Here is a 17,170-nt window from a genome sequence, read left to right as displayed (position 1 = left end):
GGGGGTAAGCACAATAGCACAGATAATGAATACCCAGCTCAAATGGAGTAAGAAATCCAACGTTAAAAAAAGCAGAAAGAATCCTTGGAAAAAGGAAATCAAAAAAAATTGGCCATTGTATGTTTTATGTATCCCAGCTTTGGTATTCGTTCTAATTTTTGCCTACGGTCCTATGGTCGGATTAGTGATGGCCTTTCAGGATTACAAGCCCTGGCTTGGAATTACAGGTTCAACTTGGATTGGTTGGGATAACTTCGCAAGAATCTTTCAATATAAAGAGGCAACACAATCCATTATCAACACCCTTATTATTGCTGTAATCAAAATTATAGTCGGAATTATTGTTCCTATCTTTATGGCGATTCTGCTAAGCGAGATTAGAAACATGGGGATTAAAAAGAGTATTCAAACCTTGGTCTATTTACCGCATTTTCTCTCTTGGGTAACCGTTGCCGGAATCATGATTGATATCTTAGGTCTGGATGGGGGCATAAATCATTTTCTTACGAATTTCCTCGGACTGAAACCGATTTTCTTTTTGGGCGATCCTACGCTGTTCAGACCGACGATCATCATCAGTGATTTATGGAAAAACTTCGGATTTGGCATGATTGTCTACTTAGCGGTGATTACAGGGATCGATCCTTCTTATTATGAGGCAGCTGAGATCGACGGCGCGTCACGCCGCCAACAAATAAGACATGTTACCTTACCGAGTATGATGCCGATGATCATCGTAATTGCAACGTTAAGCCTTGGAAATATCCTGGATGCAGGATTTGATCAAATCTTTAACTTATACAATCCACTCGTATATAGTACGGGGGATATCATCGATACTTATGTTTACCGGTCATCCTTATTGAATGGCCAATACGGTTTTGGTACCGCTGTTGGATTATTTAAATCCGGCATCAGCTTCATATTAATCGTAATTTCCTATCGAATTGCTTACAAGGTAGCTAACTATAAAATATTTTAAGTCGAAGTTGTTAAGCTTACAAAACTGTTAGGAGGAATGGGAGTGTATTATAAATCCAAGGGATATAGGATATTTTCGATTTTCAATCATATCCTCCTGATTCTAGTAGCCTTATCGTGTTTATTGCCTATGCTTCATTTGCTAGCACAATCATTTAGTAGTAAGACAGCGGTAAATGGGAATTTGGTATCCTTTTGGCCGGTGGACTTTAATATCGAAGCCTATGTTAAAACTTTTAAAAACACGAATTTTACAGGCTCCATGAGAATCTCAGTGGTCCGGACGGTACTGGGGACGTTAATCAGCATGTTCATTATTACAACGGCGGGGTATGCCTTGTCCAAAGATTTCCGTGGGCGTAATGCTTTAATGTGGATTTTTATATTCACGATGTTGTTTTCCGGTGGATTGATTCCTTCTTATATATTGGTTACGAAACTTGGGCTCAAGGACACGATCTGGTCGCTCGTGCTTCCCGGTGCCTTCGGAGCTTATAATTTGATTCTGATTATGAATTTCTTTAAAACAATCCCTAAGGCGCTTGAAGAGGCGGCATTTATCGATGGGGCTTCGTTCTTCGTCATTTTCCGGAAAATCTATCTTCCGCTTTCCCTTCCCGGTCTGGCAACCGTTGGATTGTTTATCATGGTGGGGAGCTGGAACGCATGGTTTGATGGGATTTTGTATATGTCGAATACAACGGACTATCCGTTAGCTTCATTCTTACAGACTGTAGTGGTGCAAGGTTCAGCGCAGAGTATGGCACTTAGTCAATCAGAAGCAGCCGCGTTGTCAGAACAGAGTATCAAAGCTGCGCAAATTTTTATTAGCACACTGCCCATTATCCTTGTGTACCCTTTTCTACAGAAGTATTTTGTCAAAGGCATCGTTCTGGGTGCTGTAAAAGAATAACGTGACCAACATATAAAACTTTAATTCAAAGGAGCTTATTGATGAAAAAAACAGGGGCCTTAATAACGACTACTGTATTGATGGCAGGATTGCTAGCGGGCTGCGGCTCAAACGGTAAAGAATCTACTGCGGCAGAAGCGGTTCTCAAAGACGGCAAATACGATCCTCCTATTACTATCAACATCGCCAAGCAACAAGATGAGAATGCCGGTAAATATATCAACGGGGAGAGCTTAAATGATAATGTGTTGACCCGCTGGGGTGTCGAGAATCTAGGGATTAACATCCAAACTACTCTTTTGGGCGGTGATGCCTCCCAATATAATACGAAACTTCGTTTAGCGCTCACTGGTTCCGAGAAGCTTCCGGATGTTTTGCCAGTGTATGACACCTCATTAGAAAATGATCTGATTCAATCTGGACTTGTAAAAGATATTGCGGAAGACATTAACAAATATATGCCTGAGCGTCTGAAAGAAATATATAAACAATATCCAACAACGTTCAACCCGGTTATCCAGGACGGCAAGGTTTATGGGATGGCGATCTCGCCCAATCTCACTGAAGGTGAAGTCATGCTTATCCGTCAAGATTGGTTAGATAAATTAAATTTAAAAGCGCCAACAAATATAGATGAATTTGAACAGGTAATCGCTGCTTTTACGAATGATGATCCGGACGGTAACGGAAAAAATGATACTTATGGATTTGATTTCTCGGGAAAAGATTCTTACAACACGGGCTGGGTAAGCGACTCTGTAATGATTTTTAGTGCTTATACAGGGAAGAGTCTCCCCGGCCAATGGTATAACGACAATGGAAAACTCACTTACGGTTCCGTCGCTGATGGGACAAAAGATGCGTTAGCTAAACTTCGCGATTGGTACTCCAAAGGGTATTTAAATAAGGAGTTGGCTACACAGGGTGCATGGGATGCACTGGCGGATTTCACTGAAGGTAAAGCAGGGATTATTATTGGCCGTCCTTGGCTGTACGGCAGTGTTAAAGATGTGGAAACTAACGTAAAAGGGGCTAAAATCAAAGCTTACCCAACAATTAACGGTGTAAGTGGGGATCGAACCTACCAATCCGGTCAACAGAACGATGGTGTCTTTATGTTTAATAAAGACTTTAACAATATGGAAGCTTTCTTCTTGTATTATGACAAGCTTTACGATGCAGCATTTGGTACCGGAGATTTCAAATATGGTTATGCTCAGGGATATGATTATGACATCGTTGGCGATGAAGTGGTATTCGATTCCAAGAAATTCAATACGCCTTTGGATGCCGCTCAAGGTGTAGGGAAAATGGCTTTTACCAAAAATACACCAAGTGTGGATGGCCCAGGTAAATCTTTTTATGATCTTTCCAAAGGTGCAAAAGCTGAGAATGGGGTCTTGATCAGATCGGCATCAAATGATGAAACAGCCAAAGAGGGATATGTGATTTCCTATGAGAATAGAGAGTCACTGCTTCCAAATGCATTTAACGGTCCACCTACCAAGACCATGCAGACAACTTGGGAGCAACTGAATACGATGGAAAAGGAAACCTTCACCAAAATTATTTACAGTAAAGAGCCGCTAACTGCGTACGATGACTTCGTGAAGCAATGGCATGACAAAGGCGGTACGAAAATTTCCGAAGAAATCAACGAATGGTATAACAATGCTAGCAAGGTGGATGTGATGTCTCAGATGGGATTGAAATAAGTTCGCAAGAACAGCAGGTTCAGTTAAGGTCATCCTTGGCCGGACCTGCTTTTTTGTCTAAAAATCTGATCCTCTGGAGGTTAATCATGGACGAAAATGCGAGTACAGTCACCCTACTAAATAGCGCTCCACTTCTGGATATGAGCGGAAATCCTGTACATGCACATGGTGGACATATGCTCTATACGGATGGATATTATTACTGGTTTGGTGAGAACCGGATGGATCGGCGGAGAGTGAGCTGCTACCGATCTGTGGATCTAGTGAATTGGGAATGGCGCAATGATGTGCTCACACTCGATTCACCGGTACAGCCGATTTATCATCGCACCACATTAGAGCTTGAACCCTTGGACAGGGAGGGGCGCCCAACGGGTGCGGTAATTGAGCGCCCAAAAGTACTCTACAACAAACTTACAGGGAGATTTGTTATGTGGATGCATTGGGAAAATGGACGCGACTACTCTGATGCGCGCTGCGCGATCGCTGATTGCGGGACGGTAGATGGGGATTATGTTTACCGGGGCAGCTTTAATCCGATAGGTAACATGTCTCGGGACTGCACCTTGTTCCAGGATGACGATGGGACGGCATATTTTATCTCCGCGGCAAGGGAAAATGCTGATCTTATTATGTATCGTCTGTCACCTGATTACCTCAGCATAGAAGAACAGGTCAAGACCTTGTGGCCCGGACAAGCGCGTGAAGCACCTGTATTAATGAAACGTCAGGGTGTATACTTCCTCATCTCGTCCGCCTGTACGGGCTGGTTGCCTAACCAAGGAACCTATGCCTGGTCCGAGGAATTATTTGGTCGTTGGTCACCCTTGCTGCCTTTGGGCGACATCACTACATACGACAGCCAGCCTGCTTTTATAGTTCCTATTGTAGGAACAGACAATGACCAGTGCTCTTACCTGTATGTTGGGGATCGCTGGGACCCTGCGGATTATTATGCCTCTTCCTATGTATTTCTGCCGCTCAGCTTTCCTTCTGACCGGGAAATGAAGCTTGACTGGGCAGAGCGAACGGTGATTGACCTAAGGAAGGGAATCGTAGCTGTGGAATGCGGCTCTGGTAGTGGTCTGTTCAGATTGAAAAGCTTAGGAATGGGGCTTTATCTGGCGGCGGGAAATCAATCCATTGAACATGAGGAGACCCTGAACGTCGAAGTCCGGACGCTTTCGTATGAAGATCAGCAGCAGAGATGGACGGTTGAATACGGGGAGAAGGGTAGGGTGAGAATTCGAAACAGTGAAAAGGCCTTATCTATTGGCCTGTTGAATTCCTTGCTGCTGGAGCCTATTCGTGACAACGAAGATCAGTTTATATGGTTGCTTACAGAGACAGAAGCAGGTTCACTGACTATTGGGAGCAATGACGGAAGAGTTCTTACCGTAGCAGGAGAACAGCGTGGGGGCTGGGGTTGTGTGTTTCTTGAATCCAAACGCTGCCATGATCCCCGTATAGGTGCAGACCCGCAGCTTTTTCAACTGATTTCAGTAAGGTAAACAGTTTAGAGAAAAGAGGTATACCGATGAGTTTATCTGTCTCCTTCCCTATGGAATGGTTTAAAAGTGACCCCCATACACAACTTACTGCGACTTCCTCTGAGACGTTTCAGTTCATCACTACACCAGAAGGTGGTGGATTTGAGCTTCAGTCAGGGCATCTGGAATCCGCCGCTTGGTGCGATTATGGTTTCGTTAATGCGGAGGTTTACCATGAAAGCCGTGACGTTCTGGTGCTGTTATTCAGTTTTTATGATCGGGATCATCGCGTCATTACTTATCATGTAGGAATTTTACCCGGTGTGCGCACGAAAATTTGTTTACCCTTGATTCATTTAAATGGTGAGAAGCTGTTCCTTCCCCGTTATCCGGGTGTGATGCAGACAGTACTGAGGGGAGATGCAGGCATCGATCGCAAGCATATCACCCGATTCTCTATCGCTACTCTCCCTTCAACAACAAGTAGAGCTGTGCAAATTAGTGGCTTGGCTCTAAGTCTAACTGAGCCCGTCTTTGAGTATGAACAGCAACCATATATAGATGATCTGGGCCAATTAAAGGGAAGGGATTGGCCAGGGAAAACGGTTGATGCAGAAGCGATGACGGATCGGCTGCGCACAGAGCGGAAACTTGCGGAACATGCTGATCACAATGGAGGTGACCTCAGCAGGTACGGAGGTTGGAAGGCGCTGAGATTCGCGGCAACTGGATATTTCCGCACGGAGTTTGACGGCAGCCGCTGGTGGTTCGTTGATCCAGAGGGTTATGCCCTGTTCAGTACGGGGATGGACTGTGTGGGTCCAGCTTGTTCTATGCATGTAACTGGCATGGAACACTTGATACCCTCATTGCCGGAGCGGGAAGGAATCTATCAAGAAGCTTGGTCACAGGATGGCGAGGAATTCAGCTTCGAGATTGCTAATCTGATCACTGCTTTTGGGGCGGAGTGGCGCTCTAACTGGGTGGCTATGACGGATTTTCGCTTACAACAATGGGGATTCAACACCATCGGTAACTGGTCCAATGATAGATTTATCAACGAATCCCAGCTTCCGTATGTTTATCCTCTAGTGGACTTTCCTATGACGGAGCAGACTATTTTCCGGGATTTCCCGGATGTGTTTAGCCCGGAGTATGAGCGGAATGCCGGGAGCTTTGCGGAGCAGCTTCTTCCATTAAGGGAAGACCAGAGAATGGTCGGTTATTTCATGCGTAATGAGCCGCATTGGGCATTCGTGGATGGGTTGAATTTGACCGGGCAGATGCTGAAATCTCCGGTCCGTTATGCCAGTAAGAAGGAATTCATTCGCTGGCTTGCAGAAAAGTACAAAACAGTGGAACGATTAAACATGGCGTGGGATAGCGTTTTTGAAGAATTCGAGGATTTATACGATGTATCGAATGTGAATGTAACCGGGGATAATCTCACTTCTGCCCGAGAAGTGGATTATAACCAGTTTAACCGGATCATGATTCGACGGTATGTAGAAGTGCCAGCCCGTCTTTGCAAGCAGACGGATCCGAATCATCTGAATTTGGGAATGCGTTATGCCTGGGTTGGCAGTGATGAGGTGCTGGAGGGCTGCGAATGGTTTGATGTATTCTCTATGAACTGCTATCAGTTCAGTCCTGACAAGGACCAGATCGCCCAGATCAGCGGACGACTGAACAAACCAGTCATGATTGGGGAATATCATTTTGGTGCGGCTGAAGGCAGCATGTTGGCTTATGGGATCCGTGCGGTGGCAACCCAGAAGGAGCGCGGTGAGGCTTACCGTTATTATGTGGAGCAGGGGGCAGCCATCCCGCAGCTCATCGGAGTTCATTATTTTCAATGGAATGATCAGCCTGTGCTCGGACGTTATGACGGAGAAAACTATCAAATCGGTGTAGTGGATGTCTGCAACCGTCCATATGAACCTTTCGTGCAAGCAGCGAGAAAGGCCCATGACCAGATGTATCAGGTGCGGACGGGTATGACAGCGCCCTATAATATTGTGCCAATGGAGATTCCGAAAACGGGATTCTGATTGCAAATCTTTACAACAAAAAGGCCCCCAGCCAATGGGGGGCCTTTTTTGTCCTCTCCTCTGCAATGTAGCCTCTTTACAAGCCAAGGCCGGAGGAGGGGAGTGAATCATCACGGGAATAGCGCTTGCGGTATTCGCCCGGAGTTATTCCGGCACAACGTTTGAACATACGGATGAAGGAATTTACGTTCTGATAACCGACCTGAAGCGCGATATCCTGAATCCGCAGTTCCAGATTCATTAGCAGCTCTTTGGCCCGCTCAATCCGCAGATTGTTCAGATATTCACTGAAGTTGATGTTTGTTTTCTCTTTAAAAATGCTGGACAGGTAACCTGGAGTTAAATTTAACTTGTCTGCTACTAGGTTGAGGTTGATGTCCTCGCCGTAATGTTTGTCTAAGTAATCCAGCACAAAGCTGATAATGGGGTCGCGCGACTCCGAGCGGCTACTGATGACCACGAGCACAGGACGAACCAGATCACGCAGCCATTCCTTGTATTGATCCATTGAGTGGAAAGCGTTAAATGGCTCTAGTCGGGGTGGTAAGAGACGCTCCGCTTCCGCTTGGGACAGATTCAGCCTCGTCACCGTTTTGCTTGTCTGTTCCGCTGCTCCCAAGGCAAATGCCCGAAAATCCGCCGCCGCCGCGTCCTTGTGCTGCAGCTGCTCCAGCTGACGATCCAACCAAGCGAATACAGCCTCCTCATTGGCAGACTGCAGCAGATTGTGCAGCTCCTCTCCGTGTGTCACCTTTAAATGAAAGGATTTGGCGGATGAGGCTCTAGGTTCTACGATAATTTGTGTTTCCCCGTTCAATCTACGCTCATTTAACAACATCGATAGATTATTGTAGGCATCGGTAAATGAGGTTTCGCCTGAATATACCGGACTTACAGCAATAGTCAGATATAAGGATGTCTCCGAATCCAGCAGCTCCTTAAGGGTATCAAGAGCCTGCAGAAAACTGCTCTGCGGTCCGGGATTGAACAGGAGCAGCATGAGCTGATCATGTTCCGGCTGGAGTGCGACGCTTTCGCTTTCACCACCAGTGATCAAGTTTTGAACCAGCTTCCATAACATCAGTGTGTGTTTTTCCAATTCGTCCGGCAAGGTTTTGAAGCTGACCTTGAACAGAATGGAGGCATAGGGCTGTTCGGATTGCCTTACATCTTCAAGCTCCGCGAGGCTTTTACTCAGCGGGATATTTTTCACTTTATGAGTATAGGCATATTGGCGCACCAGTGAGTTCTTATGATCAAGATCGGTCTGGATGAAGCGGTTACTCTCCAAAATGGAGCTCAGGCGTTCGCCGATAATGGCGAATTCCTTCACACTGCTCAATTTTTCAGGCCGGCTGCCTGCCTTACGGTCCAAGGCGGCAATCAGGCGCTGGAGCGGTTGGTTAAGCCGGTGGCTGAAGATTAGGGATGAGAGAACACTGATCAGTACTGCGGCAGAGAGTAATACAGCCAGCAATAGCTGCATCCCCCGCATTTCCGCAGCAATAGCCGCCACCTGGGTCACTCGGATATAGGTGAATCCAGTCTGTTTACCTTTTTCATAGAAGTAATATTGGTCTCCGACCCGCTCATGGGCATTGCCACTTTCCGGAAGCTGGCTTGTTTGCAGTTTACCCTCTGATGTAGTGAACAATAGATTCTTCTGCGCATCCAGGATATAGAACGGGGTATTGCCGGCATCTCCGTAGGCGGCCTGCATCAGCTGCGGATTCAGCATGACAATGCCGTACACTTCCTCATAAGGAATCGCTTTGACCAGCACTGGCATTAACCTTCCGAGCGTACGGGTGGAATGTATGGTTTTCTCGGTAAAGGTTACGGCGGGCATGACTTTTAAAAATTGATTGTCCATCGTTTGCCGGCTCCAGTACTCCGGAGGGTATTCTGCACTGAAGTAGTATTTACCGAACATATCTGCGGCGCTGCTTAGGCCCTCCCTCTCCAGTACATAATTTTCCTTTTTAAAATAGAGAATGAAATTTTCGATATGCAGAAAAGGATTAGCATACAGCGTTGAGAGATCCGATATCACTTCTGCCGGGATATCATATCGACGGTTCTCTTTCAGGTGGCTTAGAATGCCCAGATTGGCAGTCCATGAATCGGATTGGGTGAGGGCAAGAATGATGTTCTGGGTCAACCGGAAATGATTTTCGTAGCCTTCGACCGTTTGTGCGAGGCCAAGCTCATTTTGCCGGATCATCTCCTTATAGATTTTGCCGCTTAAATACAGATGGGAGAACAGATTAAATGATGCCAAAATCAAGATGACACTGAGGAAGCTTAGCATCAGCTTAACGAACAGGGCATTCAGCGCAAATTTGCCTGTAACGGATCCCTTCATATGTATCCCCCTTTGGATGCACCCGTAAAAGAATTGGATTAATTCTATCATAGCGGCAAAAAGCTAACACCAACAATATGCAATTTTGCTGATTTGTACGCTATTCTATGGAAATCCGCAGTTAAGGCGAAATGTTATATAACATGTAGATAGCGCTTTCCAAAGAAATGCAGCTATAATTCGGAGACAAATCCCGGAAAAAAGGGGGAAGTAATCTGACATCTATATGAGTTATGATCATTTTAACAAGAGGAGACATGCATATGGCCCAAGCTAGCGTAGTGCAGGACAAAATGCGAAAGAAAGTGCACCGGCGACCCCAACGACCTCAACGCCACAAAGCGGGAATCCTTCGAACTTGGAATAAAAACAAGGCGCTCTGGCTGCTGTTCCTGCCGTGCCTGTTGTATTATTTGATCTTCCGCTATGCACCGATGTTTGGATTAGTTATCACTTTCAAGGATTACAATCTTTTTAAAGGGATTTGGGCCAGTGATTGGGTGGGACTCAAATATTACAGGATGTTTATAGAGAATCCCGATTTTTGGCCGCTGATGAAAAACACTTTTCTGCTTGGTTTATATAAGCTGTTTTTTGGCTTCCCGGCACCCATTCTGCTGGCGATTCTGCTTAATGAGGTGCGCAAGGCTGCTTTCAAACGAGTTGTGCAGACCGTAAGTTATCTTCCACATTTTATCTCAAATGTCATTGTTGCCAGTATGGTGATCATGTTTTTATCCCCAACCGGAGGGCTGATTAATAATCTGCTTGGTGCCATAGGGATTGGACCGATCAATTTCATGAACGATCCTGGATTGTTCCGCGGTATTTATGTCCTGTCGGAGATCTGGCAGCATATCGGCTGGGAGACCATTATCTACTTGGCCGCGTTGACCGCTATCGACCCGCAGCTGTATGAAGCTGCTGATATGGACGGAGCCAGCCGCATGCGTAAAATATGGCATGTCACCTTGCCCGGCATTTCACCCGCCATCGTGATCACCTTGATTCTTAATATCGGTAAAGTACTCGAGATTGGCTTCGAGAAGGTGTTCCTGATGCAGAATCCGGCGATCTACGACACAGCGGATATTATCAGTACTTATGTCTATAGGGTGGGTATGGTGCAGGGGAACTTCAGCTATGGCGCTTCTATTGATCTTTTTATGGGCGTGATTAGCTTGATCTTCATCTATACAGCAAATTACATCAGCCGCCGTGTAAGCGAGACAAGTTTATGGTAGAAAAGAGGTGTGGTGATGAGATCACCCCGTTTATCCTGGTTTAATGTCGTGAGCACTTTTATCCTTCTCGTGGTTGTGGTGGTCACGCTTTATCCGTTCCTGCATATGCTCGCTGTCTCTCTCAGTAGTGATGTGCATGTCATGAAGAATACCGTTTCTTTTTGGCCTAAGGGATTTAACCTGAATATGTATAAGCTTGTACTCGGAGATTCGCAAATCTGGGTGGCTTACAAAAATACACTCATTTACACCGTGCTTGGCACCCTTATCTCGCTGTTGGTCACCTCCACGGGTGCCTATGCACTCTCACACAGTGATATGGCGCTGCGCAAGAGCTTCACCCTGTTGATTGTGGTGACGATGTTTTTCAGCGGAGGAATGATTCCCACGTTCCTCGTGGTTCGCTCCCTGGATATGGTCGACACCGTATGGGGCATGGTGCTGCCGGGTGCGGTTAGCACTTGGAATCTGATTCTGATGCGGACCTTTTTCTCCGGCATTCCTAAAGAGCTGGAGGAGTCAGGCCGCATTGACGGACTGAATGATATCGGTATATTTATTCGTATTATTGTTCCGCTTTCCAAAGCTTCCTTCGCCACCATAGCGCTCTTTTACGCGGTTGGCATGTGGAATAACTTTATTTACCCGCTGCTCTACCTGCGCTCACCGGATTTGTTCCCGCTGCAAGTACTGCTGCGCAATCTGGTGCTGGCTGGCAGTGCTAGCTCGGGGGATGTTACTAGCATTGGAGGTGACAACATGGTGATAGAAGAATCGCTGAAGTACGCGACGATTATGGTCTCGACGCTTCCGATTCTGATTGTGTATCCATTTGTACAGAAGTATTTCGTTAAGGGGGCCATGATTGGCGCGGTTAAGGGATAGGCGGGTGGAACCGTCAAAAATTCAGCATAAGGGAGAGATCGTAATGAATAAATGGAAATCTGTACTGCTGCCACTGATGATTGCAGCAACCGTAGTAACTGGCTGCAGCGGAGGGGGCAATGACATCTCGCCGCAGAGTAATACTCAGGGCAGCAGTACCGCTTCACCTGCTGATTCGTCCAAAACGGAAAAAACCTTCACTGCGCTCTTAGACAACAATGCTACGTTCCCTTATTCGAAAAGCTGGCCTATTTGGAGCTGGCTGAAGGAGAAAACCGGTGTCACACTCGAGGTACAGACCCCTTCCGGAAAGCTTGAAGAGAGCTTGAACCTGGCGATTGCCTCGAAGGCAATGCCGGATCTGATGTATATGCCTAACCGCAAAGAATCGAATAAGTTCGGGCAACAGGGTGCGTTGGTGGATTTGATGGAGTATATGGACAAAATGCCGAATCTGACCGCCTGGGTAAAGCAGTATCCACAGGAAGCGAAGGCTGCACTGTCTGCTGATGGCAAAATGTATATGTTCCCGAATCAGGGCTTTGGCGAGACGAACCGCATGATCTGGTTATACCGTAAAGACATTTTTGACAAAGAAGGAATCCAGGCACCAGCCACATATGAGGAGCTGCATACAGCTCTAAAAACCTTGAAGGCGAAATATCCGGACAGCTATCCGCTTTCGATCCGCTACGGACAAATTCCGGATGAAATGAATGCCAATATGACTGTGAATTACGGGACGGGTGAAGGGGCTTATTATGATTTTGATAAAAAAGAGTGGCTTTTTGGACCCACGGAAGAGAGTTACAAGGAAATGGTTGGCATGTGGAAAATATTTTATGACGAAGGGCTGATTCCGCCCGACTTTCTATCTCTGCAAACTAAGCAATGGCAGGACATGGTATCCACGGGCAAATCGTTTGTGACCATTGATTACATCAGCCGGATCGATTTTTTTAACAATGCGATGCAGCAGGAAAATCCGGAGTTCAACATGCAGTTTATGGCTCCTCCAGCGGGCATTGCCGGCGGCAAGCAACTGAACCCGTATTTTCATTATATGGAAGGTGGCCTAACCGTGGCTTCAACCTCGAAGAACATCGATGATGTGATGAGTTATATGGACTTTTTCTATTCCGAAGAGGGACGTACGCTCAGCAGCTGGGGCGTGGAGGGTGAGACATATGTGAAGGAAGGCGACACGATCAAGTTCAAACCAGAGTACAACGATGTGATCGAAATGCGGAAACAGACAGGACTTCAGACTAGCGGAACGTACACCTGGATCGACTTTGGTGCACATCTGTCGTTGTTCTCAGACAATTTGAAGTATGCCTTTGAAGAAGCGACGAAATATGATCCGTCCATGATGCAGCCACGGCCTGCATTTACGGAGAAAGAGAATGAAATTATTGCGATTACCGGCCAAGCGATCCAAAAACACCGCGATGAAAGCTTTGCCAAGTTTGTTACCGGCTCCCGAAAGCTGGCCGACTGGGACAAATATGTGGAGGAGATGAACAATCTCGGCGTGGATAAGCTGCTGGCTACTTATAGGGAAGCTTACGACCGTGTTCAGAACATTCAGTTAAACGGGAATTAATCTGTCTGGTGCCAAGGACAATAGTTGCCCGGAAAGGATGAGCGGGATGAATGACATCATTAAGCCTTTAGAGACACACAGAGTGGAGCAGATGTCCGTTCAGGTTTACGAAGATCGTAACCTGATGGGCGCTGCGGCGGCATCGCAGGTCGCGCAGAAAATTAGAGCTTTGCTTCAAGATTCTGCGCGTCAGGTCCGAATTGTGTTTGCTGCCGCACCTTCGCAAAATGAACTGTACGAGGGGCTGGTTCGGGAGCAGGGGATGGATTGGTCCCGGGTCAATGCTTTTCATATGGATGAATACATCGGCCTTGCGGCTTCGGCTCCCCAGCGGTTCGGCCGTTTTTTGACAGATCGTCTATACAGTCGGGTTAACCCTGGCCGGGTAGAACTGCTGGATGGTCTCGCCGCTGATGTGGTGCAGGAATGCCAGAGATATTCGGCTTTGTTGAGCGAGGCGCCTATTGATGTCGTTTGCCTCGGGATCGGGGAAAACGGGCATATCGCGTTTAATGATCCGCCAGTCGCTAATTTTACCGACCCGCAGCTGGTCAAAGCGGTCGAACTGGAGGAAGCCTGCCGCCGCCAGCAGGTGAATGACGGTTGTTTTACCTCGCTGGACGAGGTGCCAACCCATGCGCTGACGCTTACGGTACCAGCCTTGCTGGCTGGCCGTCACCTGTACGGAATTGTACCGGGAGTGTCCAAACGCAAGGCTTTACACGCGGCACTTCATGATTCGATCAGCACGGCATGTCCAGCTACTATTCTGCGCACCCATCCGGAGATCACGATGTTCACGGATCGGGCTGCCTTCGGCCTATGAACGCGCCAATTAAGGGAAAGCACTATAAAACTGGGCGGCCGGTTGAGGTAAGTGTCGAGCAGGGGCGAATCACTTCGGTCACCGAACTTGCGGAGAGTCCAGCCAGGGCCGATTGGCCCTGGCTGGCACCCGGGTTGGTGGATCTGCAAGTGAACGGGGGCTGGGGGCTGGATCTCAACACGCTGCCTTTACAGCCTTCCACGGTATTGGAACTATCCGGACTTTTGCTAGGAAACGGGGTAACCAGCTATTGTCCAACTCTGATTACTAATGGCAAAGAAGCGCTGGCTCAAGCGGTCTCCGCCATTGCGGAAGCCGCTTCGCTGTATCCGGAAGATGCTGGGGGGATTGTAGGAATTCATTTGGAAGGTCCCTTTCTGTCACCAGAAGAGGGTCCACGCGGCGCCCATCCAAGGGAACATATTGGCTCGCCGGATTGGGATATGTTATGCCGCTGGCAAGAAGCGGCTGAAGGGCTTATCCGTATCCTCACCGTCTCCCCGGAATGGCCAAACGCCGCTGCATTTATCGCCCGGTGCAGTGAATCAGGCATCCTTGTTTCCATAGGGCATACAGCAGCTTCCCCCGAGCAGATTAGGGAGGCGGTTGCCGCAGGAGCGGTGATGTCTACGCATCTCGGCAATGGCACACATCTGACGCTGCCCCGTCATCCCAACTATTTGTGGGAGCAGCTGGCGGCGGATGAACTATACGGCTGTATGATTGCAGATGGCCAACATTTACCACCCGCTCTGTTGAAAGTAATCCTACGGATGAAGCGCAGCCGCACCATCTTGGTCAGCGATGCTGTATCACTGAGCGGAATGCCGCCGGGAACTTATCACCTGCACATTGGTGGGGAAGTTGTATTAACAGCAGAAGGGCGGCTGCATCTGGCTGGCAATCAGCAGCTGCTTGCAGGTTCCGCCATGATGCTTCCAGATCAGGTGGCCTATCTTGCGGAGGCTGGATTAGCCCGGCTGGATGAAGCCTGGGATTGTGCTTCTGCTCATCCGGCTACTTTGCTGGGGCTGGAGCAGGCGGCAGGGCTTAGGGCTGGAGCGCCTGCCGATCTCGTGAGCTTCTGCTATGAAGACAAGACACTTACCGTGCTGGAATGCTGGAAAAAGGGTCATAGCAGGGCTTGCAGTAATTAATTACAGCAAAGATTAGGAGGAGAACGATGCAGAGCTTGATACCGCAACCGAAGCAGATCCAAGTGAAAGAGGGCGAAGCTTTTGAGTTCAGCGAGGATGTAAGCCTGAGCCTCTACATGGAGCAGCATGATCCGAGACTGGTGGTTCATTGCCGCCGCTCGTTTCCGGAGCTGGAATGTACACATGTTATCTCGGGAAAAGGATATTCACTTATTCTTCAGAGTCTCTCGCAGCCAGAAACGAAAGGAGCACAGCCAGATGAAGTGGATCTGAAATTGCTTAACGGCCGGGCGGAAGGGTACAGGCTGGAGGTGTCGGAGCGCCGGGTGGTAATCCGTGCACTGGATGCGCCGGGTCTGTTTTACGGGCTACAAACGTTACTACAACTGCTTAAGTCAGTAGGGGAAGTTCCTGCTGTGTCTATCACGGACTGGCCTGACACTACCTTGCGGGCGATGAACTTTGATCTTCGCCAGACATTTTCCAAGCCAGAGCTGCTGCTATCGTATTTGGCGGATTTTGCCCGGTATAAAACGAATGCTGTTCTGATTGAATACGAAGATAAATTTCCATTTCAAAAATACCCGGAATTCGTGCATCCACAGCATTCGTTAAGCCTCACACAGCTAGAGGAGCTGAAACGCACAGCTCATGAATATTTTATTGAGATCATTCCGCTGCAGCAGAGTTTTGGACATCTTGAGTATGTACTCCGCCACGACGCTTGGCGGCACTTGCGCGAAACGGAGTTATCCCTCGGGGAGATCTGCCCGTCGCATCCGGAATCCTTCGAGCTGATTACCGATCTGTTACAGGAGATGATGGATGCTCATCCGGATTCCCGTTATATTCACCTCGGCTGCGACGAGGTGTACAGCTTATGTGAATGCGAACGCTGTAAAACGTTGTTCGGAGGGGTACGGGAGCGGGCGTTTATCGCTTTTTTGAACACTTTGATTGAATTTACAGCCAGCCGTGGTAAAAAAGTGATTTTCTGGCATGACATGCTGGACAAATGCCCGCCGGAGGAACTGGCAAAGCTGGATAAGCGGAGTGCAGCGATGATCTGGATATACAACGGACGTAATATTGAAGCTGAGGTTTCTTCTCTTGCGGATAAATTCAGGTCACTAGGCATCGAGGTTATGGGAGCCCCGGCGGTTCGCAGTTTTGACTGGGCTGAACATCAGAATTATCCGGTACTATTGAACCGGACGGATAATCTGCTCCAATGGGCGGAGACAGTGGATAAGCTGGACCTCGGTTGCATGGTCGCCACGAACTGGACAGGGCCGTTCAGCCTTGGTGTTCCTTATGGGATCTTTGAGACGACCTGGTATCCGATGCTGCTGCACGCCGATTTGGCCTGGAACCGTAAAGCGGACTCAGCAACATTTATCGATCGATTCATGGAGCAGTTTCATGGCATCGGTCCTAGAACAGGTCACGCACAGCTCGGGAATTATCAGCTGGAAGATTATTATGATGTTATCTGGAAGCTGTTGGACAAGGTGAAGGATCATAAGGATGAAGCAGAGCTGATTGCCATTATGCATGATTTTGAAGCGGCGACGGACCGTTCGCGGGCGATCCACAAATATGTCTACCGCTGGGAGCTCTATCCGGGAGACGAAGCGGAAAGGCACTCGCTGCTGAACAATTACATGCGAAATCGCCGCGGACGTGAGAACGTTTTGCCTCGCATGAAAGCGGCTTTGGAGCGTTACCAGCCATCCGATATGGCGGAGCATTTTGTGAAATCCCGCTTCTATCTTCACGATTATCTGGAGCGGACATTATACCGTGAGCTGGGGTTTGCTCAGGCTGAATAAGAGTTTTGAAAAGATCGTAGGGCTATCGTGTGAGCGGGTAGCAGTGCGGTCTTTTTTTAATTCATAGCTGGATGAAGCTACATATTACAACATATTCAGGAACAA

General features: G+C 47.8%; 12 protein-coding genes. 11 read left to right on the top strand and 1 reads right to left on the bottom strand.

Annotation, left to right across the window (positions count from 1 at the left end; translation table 11 throughout):
- The first annotated feature begins 25 nt into the window (after positions 1-25).
- The 5 genes from NSQ91_RS23300 to NSQ91_RS23280 all read left to right on the top strand — a co-directional run bounded on the left by NSQ91_RS23300 (position 26) and on the right by NSQ91_RS23280 (position 7,150).
- Positions 26-982 (top strand): ABC transporter permease, encoded by a 957-nt coding sequence (locus NSQ91_RS23300; RefSeq protein WP_340920066.1) that lies wholly within the window; start codon positions 26-28, stop codon positions 980-982.
- Between the two features lie 42 nt (positions 983-1,024).
- Positions 1,025-1,894 carry a carbohydrate ABC transporter permease gene (locus NSQ91_RS23295; RefSeq protein ID WP_081383383.1) on the top strand — a complete coding sequence of 290 codons (870 nt, stop codon included), beginning with the start codon at positions 1,025-1,027 and terminating at the stop codon, positions 1,892-1,894.
- Between the two features lie 41 nt (positions 1,895-1,935).
- Complete coding sequence (locus NSQ91_RS23290; protein ID WP_076147914.1) at positions 1,936-3,609, top strand: hypothetical protein; 1,674 nt, start codon at positions 1,936-1,938, stop codon at positions 3,607-3,609.
- Positions 3,610-3,695: 86 nt separating this feature from the next.
- Positions 3,696-5,120 (top strand): family 43 glycosylhydrolase, encoded by a 1,425-nt coding sequence (locus NSQ91_RS23285; RefSeq protein ID WP_339281276.1) that lies wholly within the window; start codon positions 3,696-3,698, stop codon positions 5,118-5,120.
- 26 nt (positions 5,121-5,146) lie between these two features.
- Positions 5,147-7,150 carry a beta-galactosidase gene (locus NSQ91_RS23280; protein ID WP_340920061.1) on the top strand — a complete coding sequence of 668 codons (2,004 nt, stop codon included), beginning with the start codon at positions 5,147-5,149 and terminating at the stop codon, positions 7,148-7,150.
- A 76-nt stretch (positions 7,151-7,226) separates the two neighbouring features.
- On the opposite strand, the gene NSQ91_RS23275 is transcribed toward NSQ91_RS23280, so the two are convergent.
- On the bottom strand, positions 7,227-9,515 hold the full coding sequence (locus NSQ91_RS23275) for a helix-turn-helix domain-containing protein (RefSeq protein ID WP_340920058.1): 2,289 nt from the start codon (positions 9,513-9,515) through the stop codon (positions 7,227-7,229).
- Between the two features lie 263 nt (positions 9,516-9,778).
- On the opposite strand from NSQ91_RS23275, the gene NSQ91_RS23270 reads away from it, so the two are divergent.
- From NSQ91_RS23270 to NSQ91_RS23245, 6 genes are read left to right on the top strand one after another with little or no spacing between them, the layout of a single operon-like run.
- The gene (locus tag NSQ91_RS23270) at positions 9,779-10,759 is read left to right on the top strand and encodes an ABC transporter permease (RefSeq protein ID WP_081383385.1); all 981 of its coding nucleotides are present in this window, start codon (positions 9,779-9,781) and stop codon (positions 10,757-10,759) included.
- Positions 10,760-10,774: 15 nt separating this feature from the next.
- On the top strand, positions 10,775-11,644 hold the full coding sequence (locus NSQ91_RS23265) for a carbohydrate ABC transporter permease (protein WP_340920055.1): 870 nt from the start codon (positions 10,775-10,777) through the stop codon (positions 11,642-11,644).
- 43 nt (positions 11,645-11,687) lie between these two features.
- Positions 11,688-13,250 carry an extracellular solute-binding protein gene (locus NSQ91_RS23260; RefSeq protein WP_340920052.1) on the top strand — a complete coding sequence of 521 codons (1,563 nt, stop codon included), beginning with the start codon at positions 11,688-11,690 and terminating at the stop codon, positions 13,248-13,250.
- A 46-nt stretch (positions 13,251-13,296) separates the two neighbouring features.
- Entirely contained in the window at positions 13,297-14,076 is a 780-nt protein-coding gene (locus NSQ91_RS23255) for a glucosamine-6-phosphate deaminase (protein ID WP_340920049.1), read from the top strand.
- Entirely contained in the window at positions 14,073-15,233 is a 1,161-nt protein-coding gene (locus NSQ91_RS23250; RefSeq protein WP_340920046.1) for an N-acetylglucosamine-6-phosphate deacetylase, read from the top strand. Before NSQ91_RS23255 ends, NSQ91_RS23250 begins: the two co-directional genes overlap by 4 nt.
- A 26-nt stretch (positions 15,234-15,259) precedes the next feature.
- Positions 15,260-17,065 (top strand): DUF4838 domain-containing protein, encoded by a 1,806-nt coding sequence (locus NSQ91_RS23245; protein ID WP_340920044.1) that lies wholly within the window; start codon positions 15,260-15,262, stop codon positions 17,063-17,065.
- Positions 17,066-17,170 lie beyond the last annotated feature (105 nt).

This window comes from Paenibacillus sp. FSL R7-0048, from assembly GCF_038004505.1.
GTDB classification, from domain to species: domain Bacteria; phylum Bacillota; class Bacilli; order Paenibacillales; family Paenibacillaceae; genus Paenibacillus_AQ; species Paenibacillus_AQ odorifer.
Note: the sequence above shows the minus strand (reverse complement) of the source record. Positions and strands in the feature narration are given on the sequence as shown.

Bases quoted from the DNA above. Each gene is read 5' to 3' on its own strand.
- NSQ91_RS23245 (WP_340920044.1), top strand. From the start codon at position 15,260: ATGCAGAGCTTGATACCGCAACCGAAGCAGATCCAAGTGAAAGAGGGC.
- NSQ91_RS23270 (WP_081383385.1), top strand. From the start codon at position 9,779: ATGGCCCAAGCTAGCGTAGTGCAGGACAAAATGCGAAAGAAAGTGCAC.
- NSQ91_RS23260 (WP_340920052.1), top strand. From the start codon at position 11,688: ATGAATAAATGGAAATCTGTACTGCTGCCACTGATGATTGCAGCAACC.
- NSQ91_RS23265 (WP_340920055.1), top strand. From the start codon at position 10,775: ATGAGATCACCCCGTTTATCCTGGTTTAATGTCGTGAGCACTTTTATC.
- NSQ91_RS23285 (WP_339281276.1), top strand. From the start codon at position 3,696: ATGGACGAAAATGCGAGTACAGTCACCCTACTAAATAGCGCTCCACTT.
- NSQ91_RS23275 (WP_340920058.1), bottom strand. From the start codon at position 9,515: ATGAAGGGATCCGTTACAGGCAAATTTGCGCTGAATGCCCTGTTCGTT.
- NSQ91_RS23300 (WP_340920066.1), top strand. From the start codon at position 26: ATGAATACCCAGCTCAAATGGAGTAAGAAATCCAACGTTAAAAAAAGC.
- NSQ91_RS23280 (WP_340920061.1), top strand. From the start codon at position 5,147: ATGAGTTTATCTGTCTCCTTCCCTATGGAATGGTTTAAAAGTGACCCC.
- NSQ91_RS23250 (WP_340920046.1), top strand. From the start codon at position 14,073: ATGAACGCGCCAATTAAGGGAAAGCACTATAAAACTGGGCGGCCGGTT.
- NSQ91_RS23255 (WP_340920049.1), top strand. From the start codon at position 13,297: ATGAATGACATCATTAAGCCTTTAGAGACACACAGAGTGGAGCAGATG.
- NSQ91_RS23290 (WP_076147914.1), top strand. From the start codon at position 1,936: ATGAAAAAAACAGGGGCCTTAATAACGACTACTGTATTGATGGCAGGA.